Genomic DNA, 26,637 nt, shown 5'->3' with positions numbered 1-26,637 from the left:
CCTAGATCAATACCAATCGCTTTGGTTGCTGTCGATTTATCTTGCTTAGGCGATTCAACAACAAGACATACATACCAACGCCCACGGCTATCCTCTACAAATGAACCTGTTTTTAACGTGTATTTGCTTAAACCGTAGCTATCCCAAAGCTTAAATTGGTGTTTTCCATACTGGACATATCCATTGGCATATTTGATAGCCACCTTTTTAAAGGGAACCCATCCCAAAGAGCGCCTCGCTGATTTTTTATTGCTGACACGCCATTTCAGCTTTGCCTTTTTAAATTGCTTTCTTCGGGCGACTAATTCTTCAGTTACAGCCTGAATGGTTTGACTATGTAAATTACATTCTTTGGATGTGCCTTTCGTATATTTGGCCATATCAAAAGCAGAGAGAAATTCACCTTTCCGCTTCAAATGCCTAAACCCTAAATCATTGACATAATTCCAGACGAAGTTCACTTCTGATGCTAGTTGGTCTAACACCTTGCAATGTTTGTCTTTTATACGTAATTTAAGGGTTTTCATGTACTTATATTAACAATCAAAACTCAAGGAAAATAGTCCTTAGTTAAATCAAACGACACTTCAGGTCGTGTCGCTTATATCTCTGACCTGAAGGACAGAGTTTTACGCTCCATTTGATAAAAAAACACCTGAACAGTGTTCAGGTGTTGGGAAAGGGACTTAAGAGATCGTCGAATGATTAGCCATTCTTAATGCGAATGATGCGATCGGTACGATCATTGACTAGCACGTAGTCACCATTGATTTTGTACCATTGTTGATAACGACCGGTGTTCGGTAAGCGGCGCGCTTCACGGTCACTCACTTTGTAGCGGCTTGAATCGAAATAACGAGGAAAGCTTTGACCAACACGCCAATCGCGGCTTGGATTTACACGACGAAAGTCATTACGGTCGTAGCGACTATTGTCATAACGGTTGTTGTTATTCCAATTGCTCGGACGGTGATCTTTGTCCCAACGGTTGTCTTGATGTTGGTATGACGGATGGTAACGGCGGTCATCTTGACGATGGTCTGGCGCAGCAATGGCTGCTGTTGTTGCCATCAAAGCCGATACGGAAAGAACTAAACTCGATACGATTTTGTTCATGGGACACCTCTATACATTTCTAATCTGTTTTTCGATGATTCAAAATTAGCGAGAAAGTTCAGAGAAAGCGTGGGGGCAATATAGTTGAATTGTGAAATGTATGGAGGAAATTTGAAGGTGTGTAAATGATCTGAACGTTAGGCAGCATCAGCTTTTGCGGTTAAACATTAAAAAAAGCCCAGAGTTGATCTGGACTTTAAAAATATGGCGAAATTAAATTCAAAACGGCTTACATACCTAAAATTTTCAGAATACTGTTACTATCTGAGTTGACCAATATGTAGTCATTATTGATTTTATACCATTGCTGATTACGCGATGGTTTAGGTAAGTTATGGTCTTTATAATCGACTTTATAACCATTACCACGATAATGCTGTGGCATCACATAGCCCGTTTGCCATTTATGTTGTTGCAAACGTTTGACTCCACGTTGTTCACGCATACGGCGTCGATCTTCAAGATCGTCATCGTCCTGATAACCACGGAAATCACGATCTTTTTTCATTTGACCATATGCATTGCCGCGTGGGCCATCAAAGCCACGTTCATCGTTCTTGAAGTGAGGCGCTGCAGACGTGATGCTGCTTGCTATTAAAGCACTGAAAGAAATAGCCAAAATTGGCAAAATCTTTTTCATGTTCAACCCTCATGAGTAATTTATCTTCAATATCACTACTGTACGCATTAAATGCAGAGAAACTGTGAAGAAAGATGAATATTTCTTTAAATAAAACGAAGAGATTGCGGATATTATGCGATAAATTTGGCGCCGAGAACAATCTTTCCATCTTGAAAGCGATGGTCCGATAATGCGTGCTTTTTATCCTTGCAATGCAGTCTTGATCAAATTTGAGGTCTATTGTAAGCACGATCAAAACAGCCCATCAAGTCTTGACAGGCAAATGAGGGGAGAGATGAAAGACTGAAAATGTTGAGTAACTTCGGGTTTTAGTACCACTGCTCGTTTAGGCATTGGAGTGAATAAATTGCTTGAGCCACATATTCAGCTTGCTCGGCATCGTCCATTGCAGAGATCAAATTTTCAGTCAGTTGTAAGGTTTTAATTGAACGAATGGTTTCAATTTTGCGTTTTTGATCAGCCATTTGGGTCTCCTTGCCGTCGGTCTATGTCATGGCCAGCAGTCTATGCGTTTATACTTAATTTGAAAAACCGAATATTATTATAAAAATAATTTAAAAATACGATCAATGGCAAGTTGGGTAATGAAGCTGTCTATTGATCAAAGCTTGTTGAATTTCAAATGCTAATCTAAGGGTTTAAAAAAAGGGCATCAAATGGCCCTTTTTAGTTCTAAATGTGTCACTTGGAACTTAATTAGTATGCGTATTTCAGGTCGGTATAATCCGTTAATGATTTTTGAATATGAGCTTGAATAAATTCATTAATATCTTCAGGTGTCATTGCTGCACCTTGTTTGGTAATCACATGCTCAAACGGTGCTTGATCTTGCGCAATGATGCGATAAACAAAGTTAGTGATCACTTGAAAGCCTGCTTCTTGCTTTTGAATGCAAGTGACATAGAAATAGGCATGCTCAAAGTTTAAGTCAGTATGCGAAAAAATAAATTGTTCAAATAATTTTGCATTTTGACCGACATCTAAGCCCTTTAAATCGTCCACGATACTCGGGTCGAATTTCATGCCATATTTTGCTGAAATCGGTTGACCATCGACCAGTAGGTTAACCATGCCATCCTCAGTTGGAGTCACTGTAATATTGCTAAAGTCAGACATGTATCAATCCAATGTTTTTAAAGAATGCCCCAAGTATCGGCAAATTTGCTAAAAACTCAAGTCGACTTTCGCGTGGGCACTGCAAAATCATTCGGTTAATGATGTCTTGTAGGCATTCAATACATAAAAAAAGAAGCTCGCGCTTCCTTTTTTAAATTGGCTTTCAGCTTATTCATCTTGAGCATCTATGCTGGCACCGGTTAAATGCAAGCTGTCGTCACCCATTAAATATAAATATGCAGGCATGATGCTTTCAGGCGTAGGCAAAGTTTTTGGATCTTCGTCTGGATACGCCTTTGCACGCATGGCAGTACGTGTCGCACCGGGATTAATGCAGTTAAAACGAATATTGGGGTGTTCATTTTCTTTGGCGAACAATGTACTCACGGCTTCAATGGCAATTTTTGAGACCGAGTACGCGCCCCAACGTTCACGGGCTTCACGTCCCACACCCGAACTGGCAAAGACCACTGAGGCATGCTCAGATTTTTGCAGTAGTGGCATCAGCTCTTGAGTCAGTACAAAGGGCGCACGAAGGTTCACTGCCATGACATCATCCCAAACATCCACAGGATAATGTTCTAGTTCAGTTCGCTCACCCAAAATCCCTGCATTATGCAAAATGCCATCTAGGCGACCAAATTGCTTTTCTAAGGTATCGACCAACAGCTCATAATCACGAGGAGAGGCACTAGACAGTTGTAGCGGTAAAATCGCCGGTTGGGGGGCACCCAAACCTTCAATTTCATCGTAAATCACTTCTAGTTTATTCAGTGTGCGTCCATGTAAGACCACGGTTGCGCCATGTAAGGCATAACTGAGGGCAGCCGCACGGCCAATACCATCGCCCGCACCTGTAATCAGGATAATGCGATCTTTGAGCAGATCGGGGCGAGGTTGATATTCTGAATATTTCATCCGTACCTCCTCGTTTTATTGTGTTGTGTTCTATCGTTATAAAGTCGCTGTGTTGAGCGTTTTCGGTTTGATGACCAAATCATGAATGACTTCATGCAGTTCAGCAACAGTCTTCACTATACAATCTGCATGCCAAGCTGTTAAGTCATCTTTGTGTTGTAAAGGTAAATAGCCATAAGCCGCTAGAATCGTATACATCTGCGCATTACGACCTGCATCGATATCACGTGGATGATCACCGACATAGATACAGTCTTGAGCATCTAGATGAATGTGCTTGGCTGCTAAATACATCGGCTCTGGGTCTGGCTTGGTTTTACTGACATCGTCTGGGCAAACCAATACCGAGCAGCGCTCAGTCAAATTCAACGCTTTGAGCAACGCTTCACTGAGTGAACGCGGCTTATTGGTGACAATGCCCCACGGAATTTGATGTTGTTCTAACTCTGCGAGTAGTGGATACATGCCTTCAAACAGATCGGTATCAACTGCAATATCAGCACCATACAGATCTAGAAAGCGTTGACGATGTGCTAGAAAAACCGGGTCTTCAACCTCTAACTCTGGATAGACCAGTTTGACCATCGCACGCGCGCCTTCAGATACTTGTACACGAATGTCTTCTGCACTGACCACCGCAATGCCTTTGTCACGGCACATGTCTTGAATAATACGAATAAAATCAGCCGCGGTGTCAATCAGTGTACCGTCAAGATCAAAGAGTACAGCTTTCATTAGGCTTCTTTCACCGTATGAACCATGTAGTTCACATCCACATTCGGTGCGAGCCAATAGCGTTTGGTGATCGGGTTATAATGTAAACCTGTCATATCTTTGAGTTTTAACTCGGCTTGACGAATATCATGAGCTAATTCTGAAGGTTTAATAAACTTTGAATAATCATGAGTGCCTTTCGCCAACATGCGTAAAACATATTCCGCACCAATAATCGCAAACAAATAGGCTTTAGGATTACGGTTAATGGTCGAGAAGAATACATGACCACCCGGTTTTACCAGTTTTTGACACGCTAAAATAATTGATGCTGGATCAGGTACGTGTTCCAGCATTTCCATACAGGTAACGACGTCATATTGACCTGCTTGTTCTTCTGCCAATTGCTCTACAGGCACTTGGCGATATTCAATATTTTGCACATTTTCTTGTTCGGCATGTAGGCGTGCAACATTTAATGGCGCTTCACCCATGTCGATACCCAATACTTGCGCACCGCGACGTGCCATGCTTTCAGCTAAAATACCGCCGCCACAGCCCACATCTAATACTTTCTTGCCAGTGATGCCATTTGAATGCTCATCAATCCAGTTCAAACGCAGAGGATTAATCATGTGCAAAGGGCGGAACTCAGAATGCTGATCCCACCATATGGCTGCGAAAGCTTCAAATTTGGCAATTTCTTGTGGATCAACATTCAATTGCGACATCGGTTGCACCTCAATCAAGTCTTTATATTTTAGAAAAAAGTTTATGGGAGTTAGTGTAGCGCGTCCTGAAAAAAAAGCGATAAAAGCCTTAAAAAAGTTCACAGAATGAAAACGAAATCGACAGATTTGATTTATAGTGTTGCCATAAACTAATCATAATGATTTTGAGGACGATAAGTTCAATGAAAAAATTCCTTTTAGGCACGATTACAACAGCTATTTTGGCTTTTTCCGGCAGTGCGATGGCAGCACAATTTGTCGCGGGGACTGATTACACGGTTATTCCAAAACCGATTAAAGTCGAACGTCCGGGTAAAATCGAAGTTCGTGAGTTCTTTTGGTACGGTTGCCCACATTGCTTTAAATTAGAACCACATATGCAAACGTGGTTAAAGCAATTGCCTAAAGATGTACGTTTTGTCCGTACACCTGCAGCAATGAACCCACTTTGGGAACAAGGCGCACGTGCTTACTATGCATCAGAAGCACTGGGCGTTCGTCAAAAAGCACATTTACAATTGTTCCATGACATTCATGTGGGTCAGAAAAATATCTTAGAACAAGGCGCATTTGCGAAGTTCTACACCCGTTATGGTGTTCCTGAAGCGAAATTTAACAGCACATTTAAATCATTTGCTGTGTCATCAAAAATTGCTCAAGCGAAAAACTTAGCGGCTCAATATCAATTGAGCGGCGTGCCTGCGATTACCGTCAATGGTAAATACATCGTACAAGGTGAAGATGCACGTACTGTTGAAATCGTGAAATTCCTTGTTGATAAAGAACGCAAAGCGAAATAACAGATGTCATAAAAAAGCCGCACTCGATGCGGCTTTTTTTATGACGGTACATTTTGCGTTTTATGGCGATAAATTTTGTGGATCAGAGATTTGAGCCAAAGATCGATCCCAATGTAAGATGCCACGAAATAAGAGCTGAACTTGAGTCTGAGCTTGGCGGCGAAATTGTTGTAGCGCATCCGTACGTTGTGGAAGGTCAATATGTCGATGTAAGTCAATCCACTGCATTGCCCAACTTAAGGCCAATTCAAACAAAATTTGTCCCAATACTTTGAGGTCTTGTTCGGATTGAATGTGTTGAGTCGCTTCAACTTGAGCCAGTGCATGGGCCAAATCAGTACTGAGAAAATTAAATTCACGTGTAATGGCTTGTCTTAAGGAAGCTGAACCACCCCAACGCTCTGCAATGAGAAACATCCATGCCTCAGGAAATTGCTCAACGGCATGAAATAAATAATCCAGACTTTGGCGTGTGCGTGCATCGGGTGCTTGAAAGCATTGCTGACTCAGTTGATTGAGGACATTCCGAAGGTGCAGGGCCATTTGGTCGACTAGTTCCAAACCGAGCTCATCCATGTCCTGAAAATGGCGATAAAACGCAGCAGGAACCAAGCCGACATGACGGGAAATTTCGCGTAAGCTCAGACTGCTAAAAGAACGGCCCGTAGTACTCAATGCAAGCGCTGCATCAAGGATAGCTTTACGACTTTGTTGCTTACGTTCTTCCCGTATCGACATGCAATTCGTCCTGAATATTGCGTGGCTTCAGTCTAACAAATTTCCTGATGACGTACGACGGGCCTATCAAAACTTGGTTGAATGGATTTTGTAAATGCACACGAATGCGTCCCGAATCTGGCTGTACCTTCTGTTATAATGTACCGCAATCAATTTTGTCAGATTAAGGACTCATCATGCGTATCGACCAACGAGCATTAGATCAATTACGTGAAGTAAAAATTACCCGTAACTACACACGTTATGCGGAAGGTTCTGTATTGGTTGAATTTGGTCATACAAAAGTTCTTTGTACTGCAAGTGTCGACAACTCCGTGCCGCGTTTCCTTAAAGGCAAAGGTCAGGGTTGGGTGACTGCTGAATATGGCATGTTACCTCGTTCAACACATACACGTACTGACCGTGAAGCGGCACGTGGTAAACAAAGCGGTCGTACTCAAGAAATTCAACGTCTGATTGGTCGTAGCTTACGTGCGATGGTCGATTTGAAAAAATTGGGTGAAAATACCATTAGCATCGACTGTGATGTGATTCAGGCAGATGGCGGTACACGTACAGCATCAATTACAGGTGCAGCAGTTGCCTTGGTCGATGCGATGAATGTCTTGCTTGAAAATAAAAAAATTAAACAAGATCCATTAAAAGGTCTCGTTGCTGCGATTTCTGTAGGGATGTATCAAGACGAGGCATTACTTGATCTTTGCTATGAAGAAGATTCAAGCTGCCAAACAGACATGAACGTAGTGATGACGCAAGCCGGTGAGTTCATTGAACTTCAAGGCACAGCAGAAGACAAACCATTTACACGTACACAGTGTAATGAAATGCTTGAATTGGCTGAAAAAGGCATTCAAGAATTGATCAAAAAACAACAAGAAGCTTTAGGCTGGTAAGTTGTTTGATTCAGTTCAAACTGAATAAAGAACGCATCTTCGGATGCGTTTTTTATGCGCTGAATATAGAAAATCCAACATGAATCGGCTTTTAAGTAACGTGTCTTTGACTCAAATTAATAGAATCAGGATGCTTTGAAGGACTAAAAATGAAAAATTGGATGATGCATTTTTCTTTATTCAGCGTATTTTTGATCAGTGGTTGTGATTTTTGGGAAATCAGGTTCAAGAGCGTGAAGGTGGTCGTTTTTCTGAACAAAGTGAAAACTCAAAAGATCATGACGATGATCAAGATGAGCGCGAGCAGCATGAAGACGATGCGGAGCATGAAAAGGACTCTGAACATGAAGATGAAACTGAACGAGCTAAACAACAGCAAGATGATGATTACGTCATGCTAGAGGTTAAGCATCAAAAAGGGTGCAATAGCACCCTTTATTTATGTTTAGAGCAAGTCTAGAGCGTTAGGCATTAAAGCGCATAGATAAATCAATCGCTGTGACATCTTTGGTGAGCACACCCATCGAAATATAATCGACCCCTGTCGTTGCCACTTCACGTAAGTTTGCAATAGTGATATTGCCTGAGGCTTCAAGTTTGCAGCGACCATTGACGTGTTTAACGGCATCAATCATTTGTTGCTGACTAAAGTTATCCAACATCACAATATCCGCACCTGCTTCTAACGCTTGGTTGAGTTCATCCCAAGTTTCGACTTCAACTTCCACAGGTTTACCCGGAGCAATGGTATGCGCTTTAGCAATAGCTTGGCTAATGCCACCTGCTGCCATGATGTGATTTTCTTTAATTAAAAACGCATCAAATAAACCTAAGCGATGGTTTTGACCACCTCCGACAGCAACTGCATATTTTTGTGCAATACGTAGGCCTGGTAAGGTTTTACGGGTATCGAGTAAACGAGTATTCAAACCTTCAAGCTGCTGGACATAGGCAGCAGTTTTAGTCGCTACTGCAGATAATGTTTGTATAAAATTTAAGGCTGGACGCTCAACCGTGAGTAAACTACGCGCAGAACCTGCGAGTTTTAAAAAGGCTTCGCCTGCGGCAACACGGTCACCATCATGTTTCAACCAAGTGACTTGGACAGCGGCATCGTAAGCCTGAATGAGTGCATTAACCCAAGGCTGACCCGCCAAGATCATCTCTTCACGGCTGATAATCGTTGCAGTGGCTTGTTCATCTTCTGGAGTTAACAGGGCTGTAATATCGCCTTCGCCAATATCTTCTTGTAGTGCGTGTTGAATATTGATTTGGATTGATTGTTCAAGCAAAGATTGCGATATGCTCATAAGAAGTTCCGTATCTTTTTAACCCAGGAAAATGTGCGCGTTATATTAGCATTGTTCCTTAAAAATGAGCGATTTTTAACTCCTTTCACAGACTTGAATTGAGATTTCAATGTGAAAGTTTTAGCATTAAACCTTTCAAGTAGGGCTCGGCGTTTTGATCTGCAGCATTGCAGGCCGGCTTAGACACAGGATTTTTTTATGTCACAAGCAACAACATTTCAGGTGCAGGATGGGCAATTGCTAGGTGCGCGTCAAATTCCATCACCGAATTTTAACCAGCGTCCCGCAGATACCGAAATTCAGCTTGTCGTCATTCATAATATTAGTTTGCCACCTTCTCAGTTCGGCGGTGGTTATATCGAACAATTTTTCCAAAATCAGTTGGATTGGTCGAAACATCCTTATTTTCAAACCATTGAAGGTATGGAGGTTTCTACCCATTTATTGATCTTGCGTACAGGTGAAGTACTGCAATTTGTGAATTTTAACGATCGTGCTTGGCATGCAGGGCGTTCTACCTATTTAGCACAAAAAGAATGTAATGATTATTCGATTGGGATTGAGCTGGAGGGCAGTGATGACTTGCCTTTCGAACCTGTGCAATATGAGGTATTGACTCAAGTGGTGGCATGTTTGCAGCAGGTTTATCCAAAAATTCAACAACATATTGCAGGGCATTCAGATATTGCACCGGGACGTAAAACTGATCCGGGTCCATTTTTTGAGTGGAACGCTTTTCGTCAACAGCTGCATCATTTTAAAAACAAATAAACAATACATACTGCGTTTAATAAACCAATGAAATTCCTTGACGAGTTTCATTACAATAGGCGCACTTTCAAAAGTGAGAAATACCGATGGCGCTTTGGCGTTCGACAGTCATTGTCAGTGCAATGACTATGTTGTCCCGTGTATTGGGACTGGTACGGGATATTGTCCTGTTAAATGTATTTGGTGCAGGTAAAGACTTCGATACCTTCGTGGTTGCCTTTCGTATTCCTAACTTTTTTAGGCGCTTATTCGCAGAAGGGGCATTTTCACAAGCCTTTATTCCTGTATTGACTGAATATAAAACCAGTCGAACCCATGCCGAAGTCCAGATTCTGATTAGCCGTGTTTTTGGCTGTTTAGGTCTGGTGATGACTAGTTTGACGTTCATCGCGATGGTGGCGGCACCCGCGATTATTTATATCTATGCACCGGGTTTCCATGGTGATGCAGACAAGTTTAAGTTAGCTACCGATATGTTCCGCCTAACGATTCCTTACTTACTGTTTATGTCCCTAACGGCATTTGCCAGCAGTATTTTGAATAGTTATGGCTCATTCAGTACACCTGCGTTCGCTCCAGTGTTACTCAATGTCGCGATGATTGCCGGTGCGCTATGGTTAACCCCTTATATGGCCGAGCCAATTATGGCTTTAGGTTGGTCTGTTGTCGCTGCAGGCTTTTTACAATTGGCGATTCAGATTCCAGAGCTATGGCGTAAAAAATTACTGATTCCACCGAAAGTTGACTTCAAACATGAAGGTGTTGATCGCATCATGAAGTTGATGCTGCCAGCGCTGTTTGGTGTCTCAGTGACGCAGATCAACCTACTGTTGAACACCATTTGGGCGTCTTTCATGCAAGATGGTTCGGTGTCATGGTTATACAGTGCCGAACGGATGACCGAATTGCCATTGGGCTTAATTGGTGTCGCGATAGGTACCGTAATTTTACCTTCGTTGTCTGCGCGTCATGCTGAACAAGATCAAGAAAAATTCCGTCGTATGATTGATTGGGCAGCTAAGGTCATTATCTTGGTGGGTGTGCCTGCAAGTATTGCGCTGTTCATGCTTTCGACACCTATTATTCAGGCCTTATTTGAACGTGGTCAATTTAGCTTTGAAGATACACAGATGACCGCATTGGCATTGCAATGTATGAGTGCCGGTGTGATTTCATTCATGCTCATTAAAGTGTTTGCACCAGGGTTTTATGCGCAGCAAGATACCAAAACTCCAGTACGTGTAGGTTTAATGGCGGTCGCAGCCAATGCTATTCTGAACGTGGTGTTTATTGGGTTCTTTAAACTGATTGATTGGCATGCTGAGCATATGGCCTTGGCATTGGCATCATCAGGTTCCGCTTTAGTGAATGCAGGGATGCTGTACTTTTATTTACATAAGCGCAATATTTTCCGTTTTGGTGCGCATTGGAAAAAGTTGGTGATTCAGTTTGCGATTGCCAATGCTGTGATGATTGCTGCACTGTGGTATGGCTTAACATGGTACAACGGTGATGTGTCTGCGTGGATGCGTGTCGCGGAAGTGATCATCTTATGTGTGATTGGTGTTGCTGCTTATGGTATCGCCTTAATTGCAACAGGCTTTAGACCACGTCATTTAAAACCATAAAGCTAAAACCATACAACGTAGTAAGTTTACGTGGATGTAAAAAAATAAGAGCCCATAGGCTCTTATTTTTTTGATTGAGACTCAAGATGATAAAAACATAGGTTTCTGATTCATGAGTCTGAGGGGAGTAATTTGTAGTTTAAAACGACATTGAATCAGTCACTCAGTCGCCTAAACTTTTCCTCGAGAGAGGAAACCAACAATTGCGAGAATGACTGCAATAACCAAAAGAATAACAGCAAAGTCTTTGGATAAGCCTGCAACACCACCAAAACCTAGCAGACTCGCAATCAATGCAATTACAGCGAAAATAATAGCCCAGCGGAACATAGTTTTATCTCCATGTGATTTTTTATTCTGTCTCATCAGTATAGGAGTCACAGAAAGCATGCTATGTATTCTTTTGTTTATTTAATGTTCAATATTCGGTAACTTAAACAAGGAATTTATGTGCGGGTTCAGTTAATATGCCTGCCACCTTCGTTGCGAGCGAGAAGATGACCGATACTCTACGCCCACATTTTTGGAAAAAGCATGCTTTGACTGAACTCACTCATTTGGAGTGGGAGTCCCTCTGTGATGGTTGCGGGCTGTGTTGTTTAATCAAGCTTGAAGATGAAGATACGCAAGAGGTGGCATACACCAAAGTGGCATGCAAACTTTTAGATTGTGAAACTGCCAGTTGTTCCGATTATCCAAATCGCAAATCACACGTTGCAGACTGCATACAGCTGACACCTGAACAAATTCACCAATTTCATTGGCTACCGCCGAGCTGTGCTTATCGTAGAATTTCTGAAGGTAAAGATTTACCGCGTTGGCATCATCTCGTGACGGGAAGTCGTGACAGTATTTTGAAGGCACGAAAGTCTGCCGCAGGGCGTTGCATCAGTGAAGAAGACGTCAACCCTGATGATATTGAAGATTATATTGTGCGTTGGGTACGCTAAAGGACATAGATACGCTCTATCTTGGGGCTAGAGTTGATCTTGTATCATGGCCAGAAAGTCTTGTTCTGACAGAACCTGAAAACCATGCTGTTTGAGGAGTGCTGTGGTTACTCCATAGCCTTCAATTTTTGTACGCGTAAAGGTGCCATCATAAATATAATGACTGCCGCACGACGGGCTACGATCCTTCAAGACCACCACATCAACCTTATGCAATTGGGCCAATTCCAACATGCGGTGGGCACCCGCGATAAATTCAGCACTGACATCTGTCCCCAAAACATCTTTGACTTGGGCTGTGCCATTGAGCACATCACTGGCTTGACCATTTTGAATTTCTGCAGGAAAACGTGGACAGCTAAGGCCACCCATCATTTCAGGGCAGGCGGTAATGACTTGGTGGGTCTGCATGAGTTGGCAAATCGCAGCTTGTGTATTTGATTTGGCATCATAGCGAACCGGTTGGCCTGCAAGACAGGCACTGACTAAATACTTCAGTGTCATCGTGTCATGCTCCACAAGTTTTAGCGACTTAAAAGTTCCATCGCATGGTCATAACTGAGCGGGCGATAAAAGTAAAAACCTTGTCCAGTATGACAATTACATTCTTTTAAGGTATCGACCTGTTCAGGTTTCTCTATACCTTCGACCAGTATATTCAGGGAAACACTGGCACCAATTTGGGTAATCGCTTTGACAATGGCCAGTGCTGAACAGTCGGTATGCATGCGTTCCACAAAATTACGGTCGATTTTAATACAGTCGACAGGGTAATTACTCAAACGTGTTAATGATGAATGACCTGTACCAAAATCATCTAAAGAAATGTGTATGCCATGCTCTTTTAATAAATGGAGAGCGCGAATCACATAATTTGAGCCACGTTCTGACAGGCTTTGCTCGGTAATTTCGACCTCAATAATATCTGGTGATATACCAAACTGCTTTAAGCGATTCAGTAGTTTTTCCGCATAATCATCACGTAAAAATTCGACAGGTGCAGCATTTATTGAAATCGGTAGCGGTTGCAGTCCAAGTTCAATCCATTTTTGAATATCTTGAAGGATTTTAATTTGCATTGTTTCACTAATGCGTGAAGCCAATTCATAATCTTGAAATGCAGCAAAAATTTGAGAAGGTAATTGTAATTGTTGGTCTTTATCATACCAACGTAACAAGGCTTCAAAGCCGATAACTTGACTGTCAGAAAGACGAACTTTGGGCTGATAAAACGGAATAATTTGATTGGACTTAATCAAGCTGCGTGCAAGCGTTAATTGGCGAGTAGTATTTTCAAGGGTTTTTAACATAGTATGGTTGAACATTCGTACACCACCACGACCACTGCTTTTTAAATCATTTAGCGCAATATCAGCACATTTAAGTAAATTGGAGGTATTTTGTGCATCGCGTGGGTAGATCGCACAGCCAATACTCATACCAATATTGATACTTTGCCCATTATAGAAAATGGGCATGTCCATTTGCTGACAGGCGATGCTGGCAAAATTCTGTAATTGTTGTTGCGAATTTAAATTTGGAATAGAAATGGCAAATTCATCGCCACCTAAACGTGAAACTACAATATTTGTATCAAAACATTGCTGAAAACGCTGCCCAAGGGTATGCAGTAAATGGTCTCCTGCACTATGACCTAAGGTGTCGTTAATATGCTTAAAATAATCTAGATCGATTAATAACAAACCCAGTTGTTGCTGATGTTCTCGCGCCACTTTTAATTGGCTTTTAAATACTCGACTAAACGCACGGCGGTTTAATAAACCTGTTAAATCATCTCGTTCAATGATGCGTTGAAGTTTATTTTCTGCAAGTCGCTGTATCGTAATATCACGTGATACACAGAGGATTTCTTTGACTTGGCCATATTCGTTGAATACTGGGCTGAGCATATTATCCCAATAAGCCAAGGGTTCATCTGCTACTTGGCTCATGCCAACAAAGCGAGATATTTTACCTTCTTTGGCTTCGGCAAAAGCATTCAAACACGCGTCACGGACTTCTTCAGGTAGTAATTTATGCCAAGACATACCAAACTCAGTTTCAGTTAGAGGTACGCCCAGAGCTAAACATCCCGCGCGGTTCATATGCAGAACATGACCGTCTAGACTTAATAATTTTATACAGTCGACACTAGCATCTAACATTTGATTACGACTATTCAGTTTTTCTCGTAATTCAGCGCATTGATTATGTTGTAATTGTATATTCTTGGCTTGGGGCATTTTTTGAAATAAATTTATAGGTAGATCAATGCCTTGTTGAACTTGAACGATTCGCTTTTGCTTTGTTGATTGCTTCATACAATCTGTCCAATTGGGTCAGGCAAGTCTAAAATGGGATATCTTGCTGATGATACTTTAATTTGATCAATAAGGGCTAGGATGTCTTGTTACATTATAGTTAACATTCGCCTAAGCTTTTTTACATGCAAGATACTTAAATAACGACATTAAACCACCCTCCTAAATTGAATACCGAATAAAGCAAAGATTCTGCCAAGGCAGTGTTAGAATAGAAAAAACGTCCCCAATTGCCGGAAACGAAATAATAAGATGTCAGACAGCCAAATTCCTCTTCCTGAGCGCATGCGTCCTCATGATTTATCTCAAATTATTGGACAAGATCACCTTCTGGGTGAAGATGCACCGTTACGCCAGATGATTGACCAAGGGCATTTGCCATCGATTATTTTTTGGGGACCTCCGGGTGTAGGTAAAACCACAATTGCATTGTTGTTAGCGCAGGCCGTTGACCGACCATTTATTAGTTTATCTGCGCTCAATACTGGGGTGAAAGAGTTACGTGAAATCATCGCCGATGGTGGAGATTTATTGACACCTGTGGTGTTTATTGATGAAATTCATCGTTTTAATAAGTCACAACAAGATGCCTTACTGAATGCGGTTGAAAAGGGCAAAATTACTCTGATTGGTGCAACCACAGAAAACCCTTCATTTGAAGTTAATAATGCCTTATTGTCCCGTTGTCAGGTGTATACCTTAAATGCTCTGGATAATGACGCAATTCAGCGCTTACTGGATCAAGCCATTCAGCAAGATTCGTTTTTAAAAGAGCGTTATATTCAAATCGAAGAATATGAAGCTTTATTTCAATTTGCCGCAGGTGACGCTCGTAAAGCATTAAATCTTTTAGATTTAATCGCCAGTACGTTTGAGCCAGACTTAGAGAATATCATTAACAATGCGGTGGTAGTCAAAGTTGCGCAGCAAAATATTGCACGCTATGACAAATCGGGCGAACAGCATTATGATCTAGTTTCGGCTTTTATTAAGTCGATTCGAGGCAGTGATCCAGATGCCGCTTTGTATTGGATGGCTCGAATGCTCAAAGGTGGTGAAGATCCTGTTTTTATTGCCCGTCGTATGTTGATTGCGGCATCTGAAGATATTGGCAACTCAAATCCAAATGCTTTACTGTTGGCTGGAGAATGTTTCCGATCTGTGCAGGCAATTGGTATGCCTGAATGTCGAATCATTTTGGGGCAATGTGCGGTGTATTTGGCAACCAGTGCTAAAAGTAACAGTACTTATTTGGCCATCAACAAAGCCATAGATTTGGCAGAAAAAACATCGAATCTACCTGTGCCACTACATTTGAGAAATGCACCAACCAAATTGATGAAAGAGCAAGGCTATGGCGTGGACTATTTATATCCACATAATTATCCTGAGCATTTTGTCATGCAGGATTATATGCCGCCTGAACTGAAAGGCACTAAGCTGTATGAGTCTGCACGTAATAAACGTGAAGTTGAAGGTGAGCGTTTGCAGCAACGACGTTGGATGCAACAACAACAGCAGTAATAATTTGAATGATCATAATGGGAAGGCGCTTCGGCGCCCTTTTTTATGTCTATTTCATGCAAAAAAAAGCCCAACTCAAGGCGAGCTGGGCTGAAAAAATAGGATGTCTTTGGGGAAATATATCCTAGAGGGTAGATGGAAAATCTGGTCGGCATACACATTGGAAACTTATAGATCCTCGTGCTGCCTGGTATGTAGCTATCTTAGTGTGAACGTGGGTAAATGTGAAACAGAGGATTTTTATGGTTAACATTTGTTTTTTCGATCATGGATTAATCGAGTAATATTTAATTAAAAAAACCGAGCTAAAGAGCTCGGTTTTTTAAATCGATGAACGACTTAGATATCAGAAAGGTCGATACCTAAACGTGCAGCAACTTCTTCATACGCTTCAACTACACCGCCTAAACCTTGACGGAAACGGTCTTTGTCGAGTTTTTTCTTAGTGTCTTTGTCCCATAGACGGCAGCCGTCTGGAGAGAATTCGTCACCCAGTACGATACGGTCGTGGAACACACCAAATTCAAGTTTAAAGTCAACAAGCAGCATGTTGCCTGCATCGAATAGACCTTTAAGTACTTCGTTTACTTTATAAGTCAATTCTTTCATTTGAGCGAGTTGTTCAGCAGTCGCCCAACCTAATGCAATCGCTTGTGATTCATTCACCATTGGGTCGCCTAACGCATCGTCTTTGAAGAACAATTCGAAAGTTGGCGGAGTAAGTTCTTTACCTTCTTCAACGCCTAAACGACGGCAAAGTGAACCTGCTGCATAGTTACGAATTACGCACTCTACAGGAACCATGGTTAATTTTTTCACTAAAACTTCAGTTGGAGAAAGAAGTTTTTCGAAATGAGTTTCGATACCAGCCGCAGCCAATTTTTCCATGATAAAGGCGTTAAAACGGTTGTTCACCTTACCTTTGCGATCCAGTTGTTCAATTTTTTCACCGTTGAATGCAGAAGCATCGTCACGGAAAACTAGGATGAGGTGGTCAGAACTATCTGTTTCATAAACAGATTTCGCTTTACCAGTATAGAGCAAGGTTTGTTTTAACATGAGGGAACCTTTTTCGAGAAAAAATGCCTAGTACGACTAGGCTGGCCAATTTTGGTAAATCTGAGCTAACAGATCTGCAGCTTTTTCTTTGTCTGCAAAACTGTTATCGGCATTGAACACAGCGATGTTATTGCTTGAACCTACAGAAGAAAGTCTTAAAACATAGGTCTGCTGATCGACCTTGACGGTTACTTCGTAACGGTTTTTGCTCTGACCAACAATGGTATGGTTAAGGCTGCTGAGGGTAGCAAGTGTGTATTGCCAAATTGTAGCAGAATTTCCTTCAACTTTGATCAGTGGATTTTGATTTCCATCCACCAATAGTTGAGGGCGGCTAATATTTGTACTGTCTGTTGAGGAATCTGCAACGACATTATTTTTTTCCGCGGCTGGACGCGGAAGGGCATAGCGATTGCCGCGCTTATTTTCAAGCTTTGGTGCATGCTCAATTGCTAGTGGGTCAACAGATGGAGCAGGATACAAAGGCGTTGCAGGACGAACCATCGACCCTTCAGGGTATTTCAGCGGTTCAACATCTGTGGTTTGTTTATAGTCCAGTGTGCCATTATTAAAGGCAAGTGAACTACAACCGGCTAATGTAAATACTGAAAGTGCCAGGCTAAGTCCTAAACGTAATTGCATGATGTTTGCTCTTCTTTATTTGATAACGCCCGCAGTGATGAGTGCTTCACGAAGCGGAGTACGATATTGTTCTGCAAGGGGTGTTAATGGTAAGCGAATGCCTGTTTCAATCAGGTTCATCTCATAAAGTGCCCATTTCACAGGAATTGGGTTCGATTCGCAAAATAAAATTTGATGTAAATTTGCAACAGTATTGTTTTGTTGCTCGGCTTGGACTGCGTCACCCGCCAAAGCGCTTGCACACACTTCGCTCATTTCTTTTGGCGCCACGTTCGCAGTAACCGAAATGTTGCCTTTAGCACCTAAACCCATTAACTGATAAGCCGTTGCATCATCACCTGAGTACACCACCATATCTTTGCCTTTAAGGCCTTCAATGAGTTCTTGACCACGAGGAACATCGCCAGTGGCGTCTTTAATGCCCACGATTTGTGGAATATCAGCAAGACGGATCACGGTGTCGTTGTGCATGTCTACACCGGTTCGGCCAGGTACATTGTACAAAATTTGAGGTAAATCAACAGCTTCAGCAATCGCTTTGTAGTGTTGATACAGGCCTTCTTGGGTGGGTTTGTTATAGTATGGTGTAACTAATAATGCCGCATCTGCACCTAATTCTTTGGCTTCTTTGGTGAGTTCAATTGCTTCGTGGGTTGAGTTTGCACCTGTGCCGGCAATAATTGGAATGCGTTTGTTCGCCACACGTATGATTTCTTTGATCACCTGAGTGTGTTCGGCCATGCTCAAGGTAGAAGCTTCACCTGTAGTCCCTACAGCAACAATACTATTGGTGCCTTGCTTTATATGCCACTCAACCAGCTTCTCGAGGCTCTTCCAATCTACGCTGCCATCTTCAAACATTGGGGTGACGATTGCGACAATTGAACCTTGAATGGTCTGAGCTTGCTGAGTCATTTTGAAAAGCTATCCTATTTGTCCATCCGACAAGATGAAATATTGATTTCTGGATGGTTTCGAATTTTGATTTGTAGCATGTTCATTGGGCTATACCCAAATTGAATAATGCTTACGCAAATTATGACTGATCAAACGCATAAGAACAATATGCTTTGGTCAAAGCCATAAAATTCTTTATACAAATCAAACTTAAAACAATCAAGTGTAAAATAGCGGTTTTTTTGCAGCCTGAAAATTGTTCAGCAAGGGCTGAATCTTGAAAATGTTTTATTCAATCGAGAGGGTTGGCATGGTTGATGGGATTGATTAAATCATCAGCAAAAGGTTGATCTATGTGTATTCCGTGCTTTTTAATCAGAATTTAAGATTAAATAACAATGACTAAAGATTTAAAAACTATATCAATTCGCTCGGGTTTTATTACAAATGATTGTTAAAAACTTGGGTAATAATCTTTTTTATATCTAATAGAAATAGACATGTTTTTATGAGTGTTTAAAAAGATCGCTTGATTTGACTGTTCATTGCACGATTCATATTTTTTTATTTTAAATTTTTAATTGTTTTTACGACTTTGTGACTTAAAGCACAAAAACTATTACACCATGCACGTAATCCAATTTTGGACAAAAGGCTTCAACTTATTGGTAGTTATATCCTTTATAAGGCTCAGCGATGATGCGACTTAATTTGAACGCTGATGACAACAAGGATTCTCCAATGGAAAAGTCAGATAATAAGCATGCTATTGTCACGGTAGCAATCTGCTTCCTTATTGCCGTAATCGAAGGTCTGGATATTCAGGCTGCAGGTATTGCAGCAGCAGGGATTCGTGAATATTTCGGGCTGGATAGCTCGCAGCTAGGGGTGTTTTTTAGTGCCGGTATTTTAGGATTATTACCTGGTGCTTTGGTGGGTGGTCGGATTGCAGACCGAATGGGCCGTAAAAAAGTATTAATTTGGTCTACGGGGATGTTCGCCATCTTTACCTTATGTACGGTATGGGTAAATAGCTTCCATAGCTTACTCGCTGTACGTTTTCTTGCAGGTGCAGGTTTAGGTGCAGCAATGCCAATTTTAATTACCTTGGCATCTGAAGCGGTAACGCCACAAAATCGTGGTCGTGCAGTCGGTTTGATGTACTGTGGTATGCCTGTGGGTGCGGCAATCTTATCATTGGTCGCAATGACGGACTTCGGTGCAAACTGGAAAAATATTTTCTATTTAGGCGGTTTATTACCGATTGTTGTGATTCCATTGATGATTTGGTTCCTGCCCGAATCGCGTGAATTCTTGAAAGCCAAAGATCAAGCGGTTCAAGCGACCGCCAATGGCGAAGTGCAACAAGGTGCTTTCAAAAACCTCTTTAACACAGAAAACCGTTTACGTACTTTCTCAATTTGGGTGAGCTACTTCTTCACCTTGATGGTGGTGTACATCATGTTGAGCTGGTTACCGTCGTTGTTCACCGAACTCGGTTTCACTCGTAAAGATGGTGCAACTGCGCAGTTCTACTTCATGGTGAGTGCAACCATTGGTACGATCATTTTAGGTATGTTGACTGATCGTTGGAAGAAAGCTTATGTGATCATTTTGATGTACGGCGGTATTTTGGCAGGTCTATTTGCGCTGAATGGTGCAGGTTCATTGACTCAAATGTACATGGCGTCAGCTTTAGTCGGTGCATTCGTGATTGGTTGCCAAGGTGTATTGTATGCCTTCGGTGGTATCGTGTATCCGACACAGTTACGTGGTACGGGTGTTGGTGTAGCTTCAGCCGTTGGTCGTGTCGGTGCAATGTTAGGCCCTGCAATTGCGGGTCAGTTATTGGCAGCAGGTTTTGGTGCGGCAGGGGTGATTACCGCGGCAATTCCATGTATCGCAATCTCTGCAATATTTATGTTGTTATTGGTACGTCGTATTCCATCATAAGGAACATGCCATATCAAAAAAAGCCCGCATATTGCGGGCTTTTTTATGGCGACAATAGAAGTCGCACTAATGCTCTAAACCAATATAAATAAATGTATTTTATGTAAAAATACAGCAGAAAGAGAAAACAAAAAATCAACGTAGAGGGGCTATGTCAGCAAGAAAACTGGTCGCAATTTTTAAAGTTGATCAACGTGAATTCAGTTTGTATCTACATCAATACGAACTTATCTTGGAACTCAAACCTGTATTTCAAAGACATCGCCAACAGCCGAGACAAAATGCGTGGTTGGCCTTTGCCGATGAACCTACCCTAGAAGATGTTGCTGAAAAGATTAATGCGTTTGAGGTCATGCAGCAGACACGCAGCCATTTATTAAAATATATCTTTCAACATCAACCGCGATATTTTTATTTTCATGCTTCGACTCGGCGAAAAGCCCGTATTTACCCACGCTTTGCACAATGTTTGGTTGAGCATTTGCCCAAGTATCGGTATTGTCAGGAAGGACAGTCATTTTATTTTTATGCACAGGACTGAATACTAAGGCTTTTAAAATATGAGCGAATCAGTAGAGTCGCCGAAAATGCATGACAACGGATGGAGAGATATGCAAAAAAATACAGCGCTGATTGTGGTCGATGTACAAAATGGTTTTACCCCGGGTGGTCAGTTGGCTGTTGCCAATGCCGATCAAATTATTCCAGGGATTAATCAACTGGGGCAATACTTTACGAATATTGTGCTGACTCAAGATTGGCATCCAGCCGACCATATCTCTTTTGCTGAAAATCATCCTGAGCATGTACCTTATGACAGCATAGAGCTGAATTATGGAACGCAAGTATTGTGGCCGACGCATTGTGTACAAGGCACACAGGATGCCGAATTGCATCCTGATTTAAATTTACCAACGGCGCAGCTAATTATCCGTAAAGGTTTTCATCAGCATATCGACAGCTACTCTGCTTTTATGGAAGCAGATCAGAAAACTTCAACAGGTTTGGCGGGCTATTTGCGCGAACGTGGTATTGATGCAGTCTTTGTGGTGGGCATTGCCACGGATTTCTGTGTTGCATGGACGGCAATGGATGCACGTAAGCTTGGTTTTGAAACTTTTGTGATTGCTGATTTGACCAAAGGGATCGATTTACAGGGTTCGCTTCAGCATGCATGGCAAGACATGTTGGCGAATGGGGTGAAGCGTATTTACCTGAAAGATATTGTGCAGCAGCATGCACAGGCATTATCTTTGGCATGACCCAGTGGGCTCAGTTGAGAAAAGGCACAAGGGTGTGCCTTTTTTTGTCCCTGTTTTTAAATGGAAGATGCCTATGTCGGCTTTCTTAAAATTCACTCAATTTGTGCAGAAAACATTTGCGATTTGGGTGGTGCTGTTTGCAGCGCTCGCCATGTTTTTTCCCGATGTATTTGTTTGGTTAAAAGCATATATCCCATGGATGCTAGGCATCATTATGTTGGGTATGGGCATGACCATGACACTGCAAGATTTTAAAAGTGTATTGCAAAGTCCTAAAGCTGTGATGATCGGGGTTTTGGCACAGTTTATTGTGATGCCGGGATTGGCTTTTTTCTTGTGTAAATTATTACAACTGCCGGCAGAGATCGCGATCGGGGTCATTCTTGTCGGTTGCTGTCCGGGTGGAACGGCCTCTAATGTCATCACCTATATGGCAAAAGGCAATACCGCATTATCTGTTGCTTGTACCTCTGTTTCGACATTACTTGCACCGGTTTTAACCCCTGCGATTTTCTATTTGCTGGCAAGCCAATGGATTGAAATTAATGCGGCATCGATGTTGGTTTCAATTTTACAAGTGGTTTTATTTCCGATCATTGTGGGGTTAATGATTCGAACTGTCTTTAAGCATCGAGTGGATGCCTATATACAGGTCATGCCACTGGTTTCTGTTGTGGCAATTGTGGCGATTGTGGCGGCAATCATAGCGGGTAGCCGAACACAGATTTTGCAATCAGGTTTACTGATTCTGGGGGTAGTGGCCTTACATAATGGCTTGGGCTATCTATTGGGCTTTTGGGCCAGCCGCCTATTTAAATTGCCCTATGCAGACTGTAAAGCAGTGTCGATTGAAGTCGGGATGCAAAACTCAGGTCTGGGTGTGGCATTGGCAGCCACCCACTTTGCCGCTTCACCACTGACTGCTGTGCCGAGTGCGATTTTTAGTTTGTGGCACAATATCTCTGGGCCAGCATTGGCAACCTATTGGGCAGCACGGACGAGTGAGCCCAAAGCATCGGAACAAAACAAGCCTGTGCAATAAACAAAAAACAATTCAGTAAAATAGAGGGCAATGTCCCTCTTTTTTTATGTTGAAAATAAATTTTATGATTTGATGAACAGGGCTTTAGGGAATTGCATGCTTTTTTAATTGATTAATGCTATTTGTAACATAAGTGTCATATCCGCTGCCTAACATGCCGGCAAACACTTTAGATATAGACTGTTTCAAACAGCATTGAGAGGGTATGCAACATTTTCAGCATTCATCAGAGACCTATTATAATCGTGAATTGTCACTTTTAGATTTTAATCGGCGGGTCTTGGCTCAGGCACTCGATTCAAGTTTACCTTTACTTGAACGCTTGAATTTTCTCATCATTTTTTCACGCAATTTAGATGAATTCTTTGAAATTCGCATTGCGGGGCTAATGAAACAACGAGATTTGAATGCGATTGCACGGACGCCAGATGCCATTCCCACCGAAGTGGTCTTAGATGAACTTTCCCAAGTGATTCATGACACGGTTGCACAGCAATACCAAACCCTCAATCATGCTGTATTGCCTGCATTACAAAGTGAAGGCATTCGCTTTATTCAATTTAAAGATATTTTAGAAAAACATCGGGCGTGGATTAGCCATTATTTTAGTAAAGAAGTTCAACCTGTCTTAACGCCGATTAGCTTAGATCCATCTCATCCGTTTCCACGCTTGGTTAATAAAAGCCTCAACTTTATTGTGAGCCTAGAAGGCAAAGATGCCTTTGGTCGTGCCATTGAAATGGCGATCGTGCCTGCGCCACGTTCTTTGCCGCGTTTAATCAAAATGCCCGCTGAGGTTGAAGGCAGTTCAGAGACACAAATTTTCCTGACCGCCATTATTCAGCAACATATCAATGATTTATTTCCGGGGATGAAAGCGACAGGCTGTTATGCCTTTCGAGTGACACGCAATGCAGATTTGGTTCTGGCTGAAGATGTAGATGACTTGGCGGTGGCATTAAAAGATGAATTGTCTTCACGCCGTTTTGGTCGGGCAGTTCGCTTAGAAATTGAAGATGATTGTCCACAAAGCATTATTGATTATTTGTTAGATGAATTTGATTTGAGTGAGCAGGAGCTCTATCGCATTGAAGGCCCGATCAATTTATCACGTCTCAGTACTAGTTTTAATCGACCTGAACTGAAATATCCGGTCTATACACCGATTATTCCTAAAGTTTTTCGTAAACAAACCGCGATTTTTGATGTATTAAAAACACAAGATGTGTTGTTACATCATCCGTTTGACTCCTTTCAACCGGTCATCAACTTATTACGTGAAGCTGCAAAAGACCCTCAGGTATTAGCCATTAAGCAAACGCTCTATCGTAGTGGGCCAGATTCGGACATCGTACAAGTTTTGGCGGAGGCGGCACGCAACGGCAAGGAAGTAACCGCCGTCATCGAACTTCGGGCGCGGTTTGATGAAGAATCCAATATTACCGTGGCCAATATATTGCAAGAAGCGGGCGCTGTCGTGGTGTATGGCATTGTGGGCTATAAAACCCATGCCAAGATGATTTTGATTGTACGCCGTGAAAATAATCAGTTGTTACGCTACGCCCATTTGGGAACAGGTAATTACCACGCAGGCAATGCGCGGATGTATACCGATTATGGCCTGATGACGACGCATTCCGATATTTGCGAAGATGTGCATCGTATGTTTCAGGAACTGACCGGCATGGGCAAGATGGCGAAGCTGAAAGCCTTACTGCATGCACCATTTACCCTGCATACTGAATTACTGAAACTGATTGAACAGGAAATTGTTGCCGCACAAGCGGGAAAATACGCAAGAATTATTGTGAAGGTCAATGCACTCACGGAACCGCAACTGATTGCTGCTTTGTATCGTGCATCGCAAGCAGGGGTACGTGTAGATTTAATTATCCGTTCGATTTGTTGTTTGATTCCTCAGGTCAAAGGTATGTCTGAGAATATTCATGTGAGATCCATCGTTGGGCGCTTCTTAGAGCATACCCGAGTGTATTATTTTGAGCATGCAGGCGAAAAACGATTGTACTGTGCCAGTGCCGATTGGATGGGACGTAACTTATTTTCACGGGTCGAAACCTGTTTTCCAATTTTAGAAAGCCGTCTGAAAAAACGCATTATGAAAGATGGTTTACTTAACTATTTGGACGATAATCAAAATGCATGGGAAATGCAGTCGAATGGGCAATGGGAGAAAGTCGCGGTTGTAGCAGGTACCGAACCGCATAACGCGCAAAAATATTTGATTGCACAGAAAATTTCGACCGTTTAAGACAAAAAAATCCCGACTCAAGTCGGGATTTTTGATTGCGCTAAAACCTTTACGAGGCTTTTGACTGTTTGGATTTTAAAATTTCAGTTCTGAAGTTTTGAGCCAATTCAGCGGCATCACTGTCCATTCCATTGAGCATAAACGCATGACGCGTCAACACATTGGTCGGATTTGGCAAGCTGACCAATTGGAAATGATCTGAAATCTCTTTGAGCAAAGTTGTCGGCACATGAATGGCACTTTCTTTGGCAACCAATTGTTGGACTAAACGTTCAGCCGCTTGTACAGAAGACAATTGCATGGCTTCGACAGAGCTTGAAATTGCACTACGGGTTTGTAAAACGAAACGTTTTTCTTCACGGTAGCGTTTATATAAAACATCAGAAAGCAATTGGAATACTGAGCTGATCATGGTGAGGCAACGCAGCGCATCTGGAGTGTCAGCGGTCATGCTGATGGTTGCGCCATGTTCATCAAACTTATGTACCGTACTGATGTCAGAACTGTTCAATTTGTAATGTTGAACACAGAGTTCTGTGGTTTTATTTAAGAAAATTTGGCAGAGATTAAAATACGGCACAGACACGGTTTTGTTGACGCTATCGAGCAGCTGTTTCGGATCATAAAATTGAATATTTAATGCCAAGCTGTTGCTGTCGAGAACCACTGGTTTCATGTCTTTATGTTGTTTTGCTTTGGCTTGCGCATTTTGCTGTGCTTGAGCAATCGCCACAGCGGCATTATGTTTTTCTTGTTCTAAAGCCTGCGCTAGCGTTTGAATTTCATGTTTTAGACGTGATTCATTGTTGATTCGCGCTAAATATTCAGTACGACTTGGACGTGCAATTGCACGATACGCCAACCATAACAAGCCATGTAAGAATAATGAAAATAGAATCGCAGCCCATTGCGTACGTAAGATTTCACCAATACTTGGTTTAATTAAGGTGATTTCAACCGTTCCGACTTTCTTTTCGTTTTGCAGGGCATCTCGAACAAAGATTTCACCGTCACGGGTTTTGGTCAAACCGCCTGTGGCTAAAACTTGATTATTGGCATTTAAGATGCGGATGGAAGCCACGCTCGGGTTGGTTGCATAGCGGTCAGCAAGTAAGGCTAATGATACAGTATTGGCCGGCTCAAGCTCAGATAGGCTGTCTGTAACCAATTGACTGGTCATCAGTTGTCCCTGACTGGCACGGTTTTCGTTCAGTTGGTGGGTTGTTGCCAATACCAATAAAAAGGTATGCAAAGCAAAACAAACTACTAATAGGCTAGCAAATAGCCCTTGTCTAGGCGCATTCAACGTAAACTTCCAAGGCAATTCTATTCAATTTAGA

General features: G+C 42.0%; 28 protein-coding genes and 1 pseudogene. 12 read left to right on the top strand and 17 right to left on the bottom strand.

Going from position 1 to position 26,637, the window contains the following annotated elements:
• The 8 genes and pseudogenes from FTU06_RS07250 to ubiG form a co-directional block, all read right to left on the bottom strand.
• Positions 1–527: pseudogene (locus FTU06_RS07250) on the bottom strand (RNA-guided endonuclease TnpB family protein); the annotation flags it as partial.
• A gap of 178 nt (positions 528–705) precedes the next feature.
• On the bottom strand, positions 706–1,116 hold the full coding sequence (locus FTU06_RS07245) for an RcnB family protein (RefSeq protein WP_180145778.1): 411 nt from the start codon (positions 1,114–1,116) through the stop codon (positions 706–708).
• A 229-nt stretch (positions 1,117–1,345) separates the two neighbouring features.
• Positions 1,346–1,756 carry an RcnB family protein gene (locus FTU06_RS07240; protein ID WP_078193274.1) on the bottom strand — a complete coding sequence of 137 codons (411 nt, stop codon included), beginning with the start codon at positions 1,754–1,756 and terminating at the stop codon, positions 1,346–1,348.
• A 311-nt stretch (positions 1,757–2,067) separates the two neighbouring features.
• Positions 2,068–2,223, bottom strand: a complete 156-nt coding sequence (locus FTU06_RS07235) for a hypothetical protein (RefSeq protein ID WP_180073336.1) — start codon at positions 2,221–2,223, stop codon at positions 2,068–2,070.
• A 232-nt stretch (positions 2,224–2,455) separates the two neighbouring features.
• Entirely contained in the window at positions 2,456–2,875 is a 420-nt protein-coding gene (locus FTU06_RS07230; RefSeq protein ID WP_111885093.1) for a hypothetical protein, read from the bottom strand.
• Positions 2,876–3,043: 168 nt separating this feature from the next.
• Complete coding sequence (locus FTU06_RS07225) at positions 3,044–3,793, bottom strand: YciK family oxidoreductase (protein ID WP_078190639.1); 750 nt, start codon at positions 3,791–3,793, stop codon at positions 3,044–3,046.
• 36 nt (positions 3,794–3,829) lie between these two features.
• Positions 3,830–4,528, bottom strand: a complete 699-nt coding sequence (locus FTU06_RS07220) for an HAD family hydrolase (RefSeq protein ID WP_180145775.1) — start codon at positions 4,526–4,528, stop codon at positions 3,830–3,832.
• The gene (gene ubiG, locus FTU06_RS07215) at positions 4,528–5,238 is read right to left on the bottom strand and encodes a bifunctional 2-polyprenyl-6-hydroxyphenol methylase/3-demethylubiquinol 3-O-methyltransferase UbiG (protein ID WP_078190637.1); all 711 of its coding nucleotides are present in this window, start codon (positions 5,236–5,238) and stop codon (positions 4,528–4,530) included. The genes FTU06_RS07220 and ubiG overlap by 1 nt, the downstream gene beginning before the upstream one ends.
• Positions 5,239–5,420: 182 nt before the next feature.
• On the opposite strand from ubiG, the gene FTU06_RS07210 reads away from it, so the two are divergent.
• Positions 5,421–6,038 (top strand): thiol:disulfide interchange protein DsbA/DsbL, encoded by a 618-nt coding sequence (locus FTU06_RS07210; RefSeq protein WP_078190636.1) that lies wholly within the window; start codon positions 5,421–5,423, stop codon positions 6,036–6,038.
• Between the two features lie 60 nt (positions 6,039–6,098).
• Here FTU06_RS07210 and FTU06_RS07205 read toward each other — a convergent pair whose 3' ends face one another.
• On the bottom strand, positions 6,099–6,776 hold the full coding sequence (locus tag FTU06_RS07205) for a TetR family transcriptional regulator (protein WP_180130524.1): 678 nt from the start codon (positions 6,774–6,776) through the stop codon (positions 6,099–6,101).
• A gap of 176 nt (positions 6,777–6,952) precedes the next feature.
• Between FTU06_RS07205 and rph the strand changes: the two genes are divergently transcribed.
• On the top strand, positions 6,953–7,669 hold the full coding sequence (rph, locus tag FTU06_RS07200) for a ribonuclease PH (RefSeq protein ID WP_078190634.1): 717 nt from the start codon (positions 6,953–6,955) through the stop codon (positions 7,667–7,669).
• A gap of 211 nt (positions 7,670–7,880) precedes the next feature.
• On the top strand, positions 7,881–8,129 hold the full coding sequence (locus FTU06_RS07195; protein WP_180063054.1) for a hypothetical protein: 249 nt from the start codon (positions 7,881–7,883) through the stop codon (positions 8,127–8,129).
• A 4-nt stretch (positions 8,130–8,133) separates the two neighbouring features.
• Here the strand turns inward: FTU06_RS07195 and nadC are convergent, their stop codons facing one another.
• Entirely contained in the window at positions 8,134–8,979 is an 846-nt protein-coding gene (gene nadC / locus FTU06_RS07190; RefSeq protein WP_180073339.1) for a carboxylating nicotinate-nucleotide diphosphorylase, read from the bottom strand.
• Between the two features lie 198 nt (positions 8,980–9,177).
• Between nadC and ampD the strand changes: the two genes are divergently transcribed.
• Both ampD and murJ read left to right on the top strand, forming a co-directional pair.
• Positions 9,178–9,750, top strand: coding sequence for a 1,6-anhydro-N-acetylmuramyl-L-alanine amidase AmpD (gene ampD / locus FTU06_RS07185; protein WP_180145772.1), 573 nt, complete (start codon positions 9,178–9,180; stop codon positions 9,748–9,750).
• 86 nt (positions 9,751–9,836) lie between these two features.
• Positions 9,837–11,378: a murein biosynthesis integral membrane protein MurJ gene (murJ, locus tag FTU06_RS07180; RefSeq protein WP_180145769.1), complete on the top strand. Its 1,542-nt coding sequence runs from the start codon at positions 9,837–9,839 to the stop codon at positions 11,376–11,378.
• A 171-nt stretch (positions 11,379–11,549) separates the two neighbouring features.
• On the opposite strand, the gene FTU06_RS07175 is transcribed toward murJ, so the two are convergent.
• Complete coding sequence (locus tag FTU06_RS07175) at positions 11,550–11,708, bottom strand: DUF1328 domain-containing protein (protein ID WP_005006601.1); 159 nt, start codon at positions 11,706–11,708, stop codon at positions 11,550–11,552.
• Positions 11,709–11,875: 167 nt separating this feature from the next.
• Between FTU06_RS07175 and FTU06_RS07170 the strand changes: the two genes are divergently transcribed.
• Positions 11,876–12,328: a YcgN family cysteine cluster protein gene (locus FTU06_RS07170; protein WP_168379729.1), complete on the top strand. Its 453-nt coding sequence runs from the start codon at positions 11,876–11,878 to the stop codon at positions 12,326–12,328.
• Positions 12,329–12,355: 27 nt separating this feature from the next.
• On the opposite strand, the gene FTU06_RS07165 is transcribed toward FTU06_RS07170, so the two are convergent.
• Complete coding sequence (locus tag FTU06_RS07165) at positions 12,356–12,832, bottom strand: DUF523 domain-containing protein (protein ID WP_180108883.1); 477 nt, start codon at positions 12,830–12,832, stop codon at positions 12,356–12,358.
• 20 nt (positions 12,833–12,852) lie between these two features.
• Positions 12,853–14,649 carry an EAL domain-containing protein gene (locus FTU06_RS07160; RefSeq protein WP_180145767.1) on the bottom strand — a complete coding sequence of 599 codons (1,797 nt, stop codon included), beginning with the start codon at positions 14,647–14,649 and terminating at the stop codon, positions 12,853–12,855.
• 252 nt (positions 14,650–14,901) lie between these two features.
• Between FTU06_RS07160 and FTU06_RS07155 the strand changes: the two genes are divergently transcribed.
• Positions 14,902–16,173, top strand: a complete 1,272-nt coding sequence (locus tag FTU06_RS07155) for a replication-associated recombination protein A (protein ID WP_180145764.1) — start codon at positions 14,902–14,904, stop codon at positions 16,171–16,173.
• A 339-nt stretch (positions 16,174–16,512) separates the two neighbouring features.
• On the opposite strand, the gene purC is transcribed toward FTU06_RS07155, so the two are convergent.
• The 3 genes from purC to dapA are packed head-to-tail and all read right to left on the bottom strand — an operon-like array spanning position 16,513 to position 18,789.
• Complete coding sequence (gene purC / locus FTU06_RS07150) at positions 16,513–17,232, bottom strand: phosphoribosylaminoimidazolesuccinocarboxamide synthase (RefSeq protein ID WP_078190626.1); 720 nt, start codon at positions 17,230–17,232, stop codon at positions 16,513–16,515.
• A 36-nt stretch (positions 17,233–17,268) separates the two neighbouring features.
• Complete coding sequence (locus tag FTU06_RS07145; RefSeq protein WP_078193263.1) at positions 17,269–17,874, bottom strand: lipoprotein-34 precursor (NlpB); 606 nt, start codon at positions 17,872–17,874, stop codon at positions 17,269–17,271.
• Positions 17,875–17,889: 15 nt separating this feature from the next.
• The gene (dapA, locus tag FTU06_RS07140) at positions 17,890–18,789 is read right to left on the bottom strand and encodes a 4-hydroxy-tetrahydrodipicolinate synthase (protein WP_180145761.1); all 900 of its coding nucleotides are present in this window, start codon (positions 18,787–18,789) and stop codon (positions 17,890–17,892) included.
• Between the two features lie 723 nt (positions 18,790–19,512).
• On the opposite strand from dapA, the gene mhpT reads away from it, so the two are divergent.
• From mhpT to ppk1, 5 genes are all read left to right on the top strand, one after another.
• Positions 19,513–20,724 (top strand): 3-(3-hydroxy-phenyl)propionate transporter MhpT, encoded by a 1,212-nt coding sequence (gene mhpT / locus FTU06_RS07135; RefSeq protein ID WP_180004342.1) that lies wholly within the window; start codon positions 19,513–19,515, stop codon positions 20,722–20,724.
• Between the two features lie 151 nt (positions 20,725–20,875).
• Positions 20,876–21,265: a hypothetical protein gene (locus tag FTU06_RS07130; RefSeq protein ID WP_180145758.1), complete on the top strand. Its 390-nt coding sequence runs from the start codon at positions 20,876–20,878 to the stop codon at positions 21,263–21,265.
• Between the two features lie 70 nt (positions 21,266–21,335).
• On the top strand, positions 21,336–21,986 hold the full coding sequence (gene pncA, locus FTU06_RS07125) for a bifunctional nicotinamidase/pyrazinamidase (RefSeq protein WP_180145795.1): 651 nt from the start codon (positions 21,336–21,338) through the stop codon (positions 21,984–21,986).
• Positions 21,987–22,059: 73 nt separating this feature from the next.
• A complete protein-coding gene (locus tag FTU06_RS07120; protein WP_180145755.1) occupies positions 22,060–23,028 on the top strand; it encodes a bile acid:sodium symporter family protein in 969 nt (322 codons plus the stop codon).
• A gap of 205 nt (positions 23,029–23,233) precedes the next feature.
• On the top strand, positions 23,234–25,297 hold the full coding sequence (gene ppk1 / locus FTU06_RS07115; RefSeq protein WP_180145752.1) for a polyphosphate kinase 1: 2,064 nt from the start codon (positions 23,234–23,236) through the stop codon (positions 25,295–25,297).
• A 49-nt stretch (positions 25,298–25,346) separates the two neighbouring features.
• Here ppk1 and FTU06_RS07110 read toward each other — a convergent pair whose 3' ends face one another.
• Complete coding sequence (locus FTU06_RS07110; RefSeq protein WP_078190618.1) at positions 25,347–26,603, bottom strand: hypothetical protein; 1,257 nt, start codon at positions 26,601–26,603, stop codon at positions 25,347–25,349.
• Positions 26,604–26,637: the final 34 nt, after the last annotated feature.

This window comes from Acinetobacter sp. YH12052 (assembly GCF_013419835.1).
Lineage (GTDB): Bacteria > Pseudomonadota > Gammaproteobacteria > Pseudomonadales > Moraxellaceae > Acinetobacter > Acinetobacter amyesii.
This window is presented reverse-complemented; position numbering and strand designations above follow the sequence as displayed.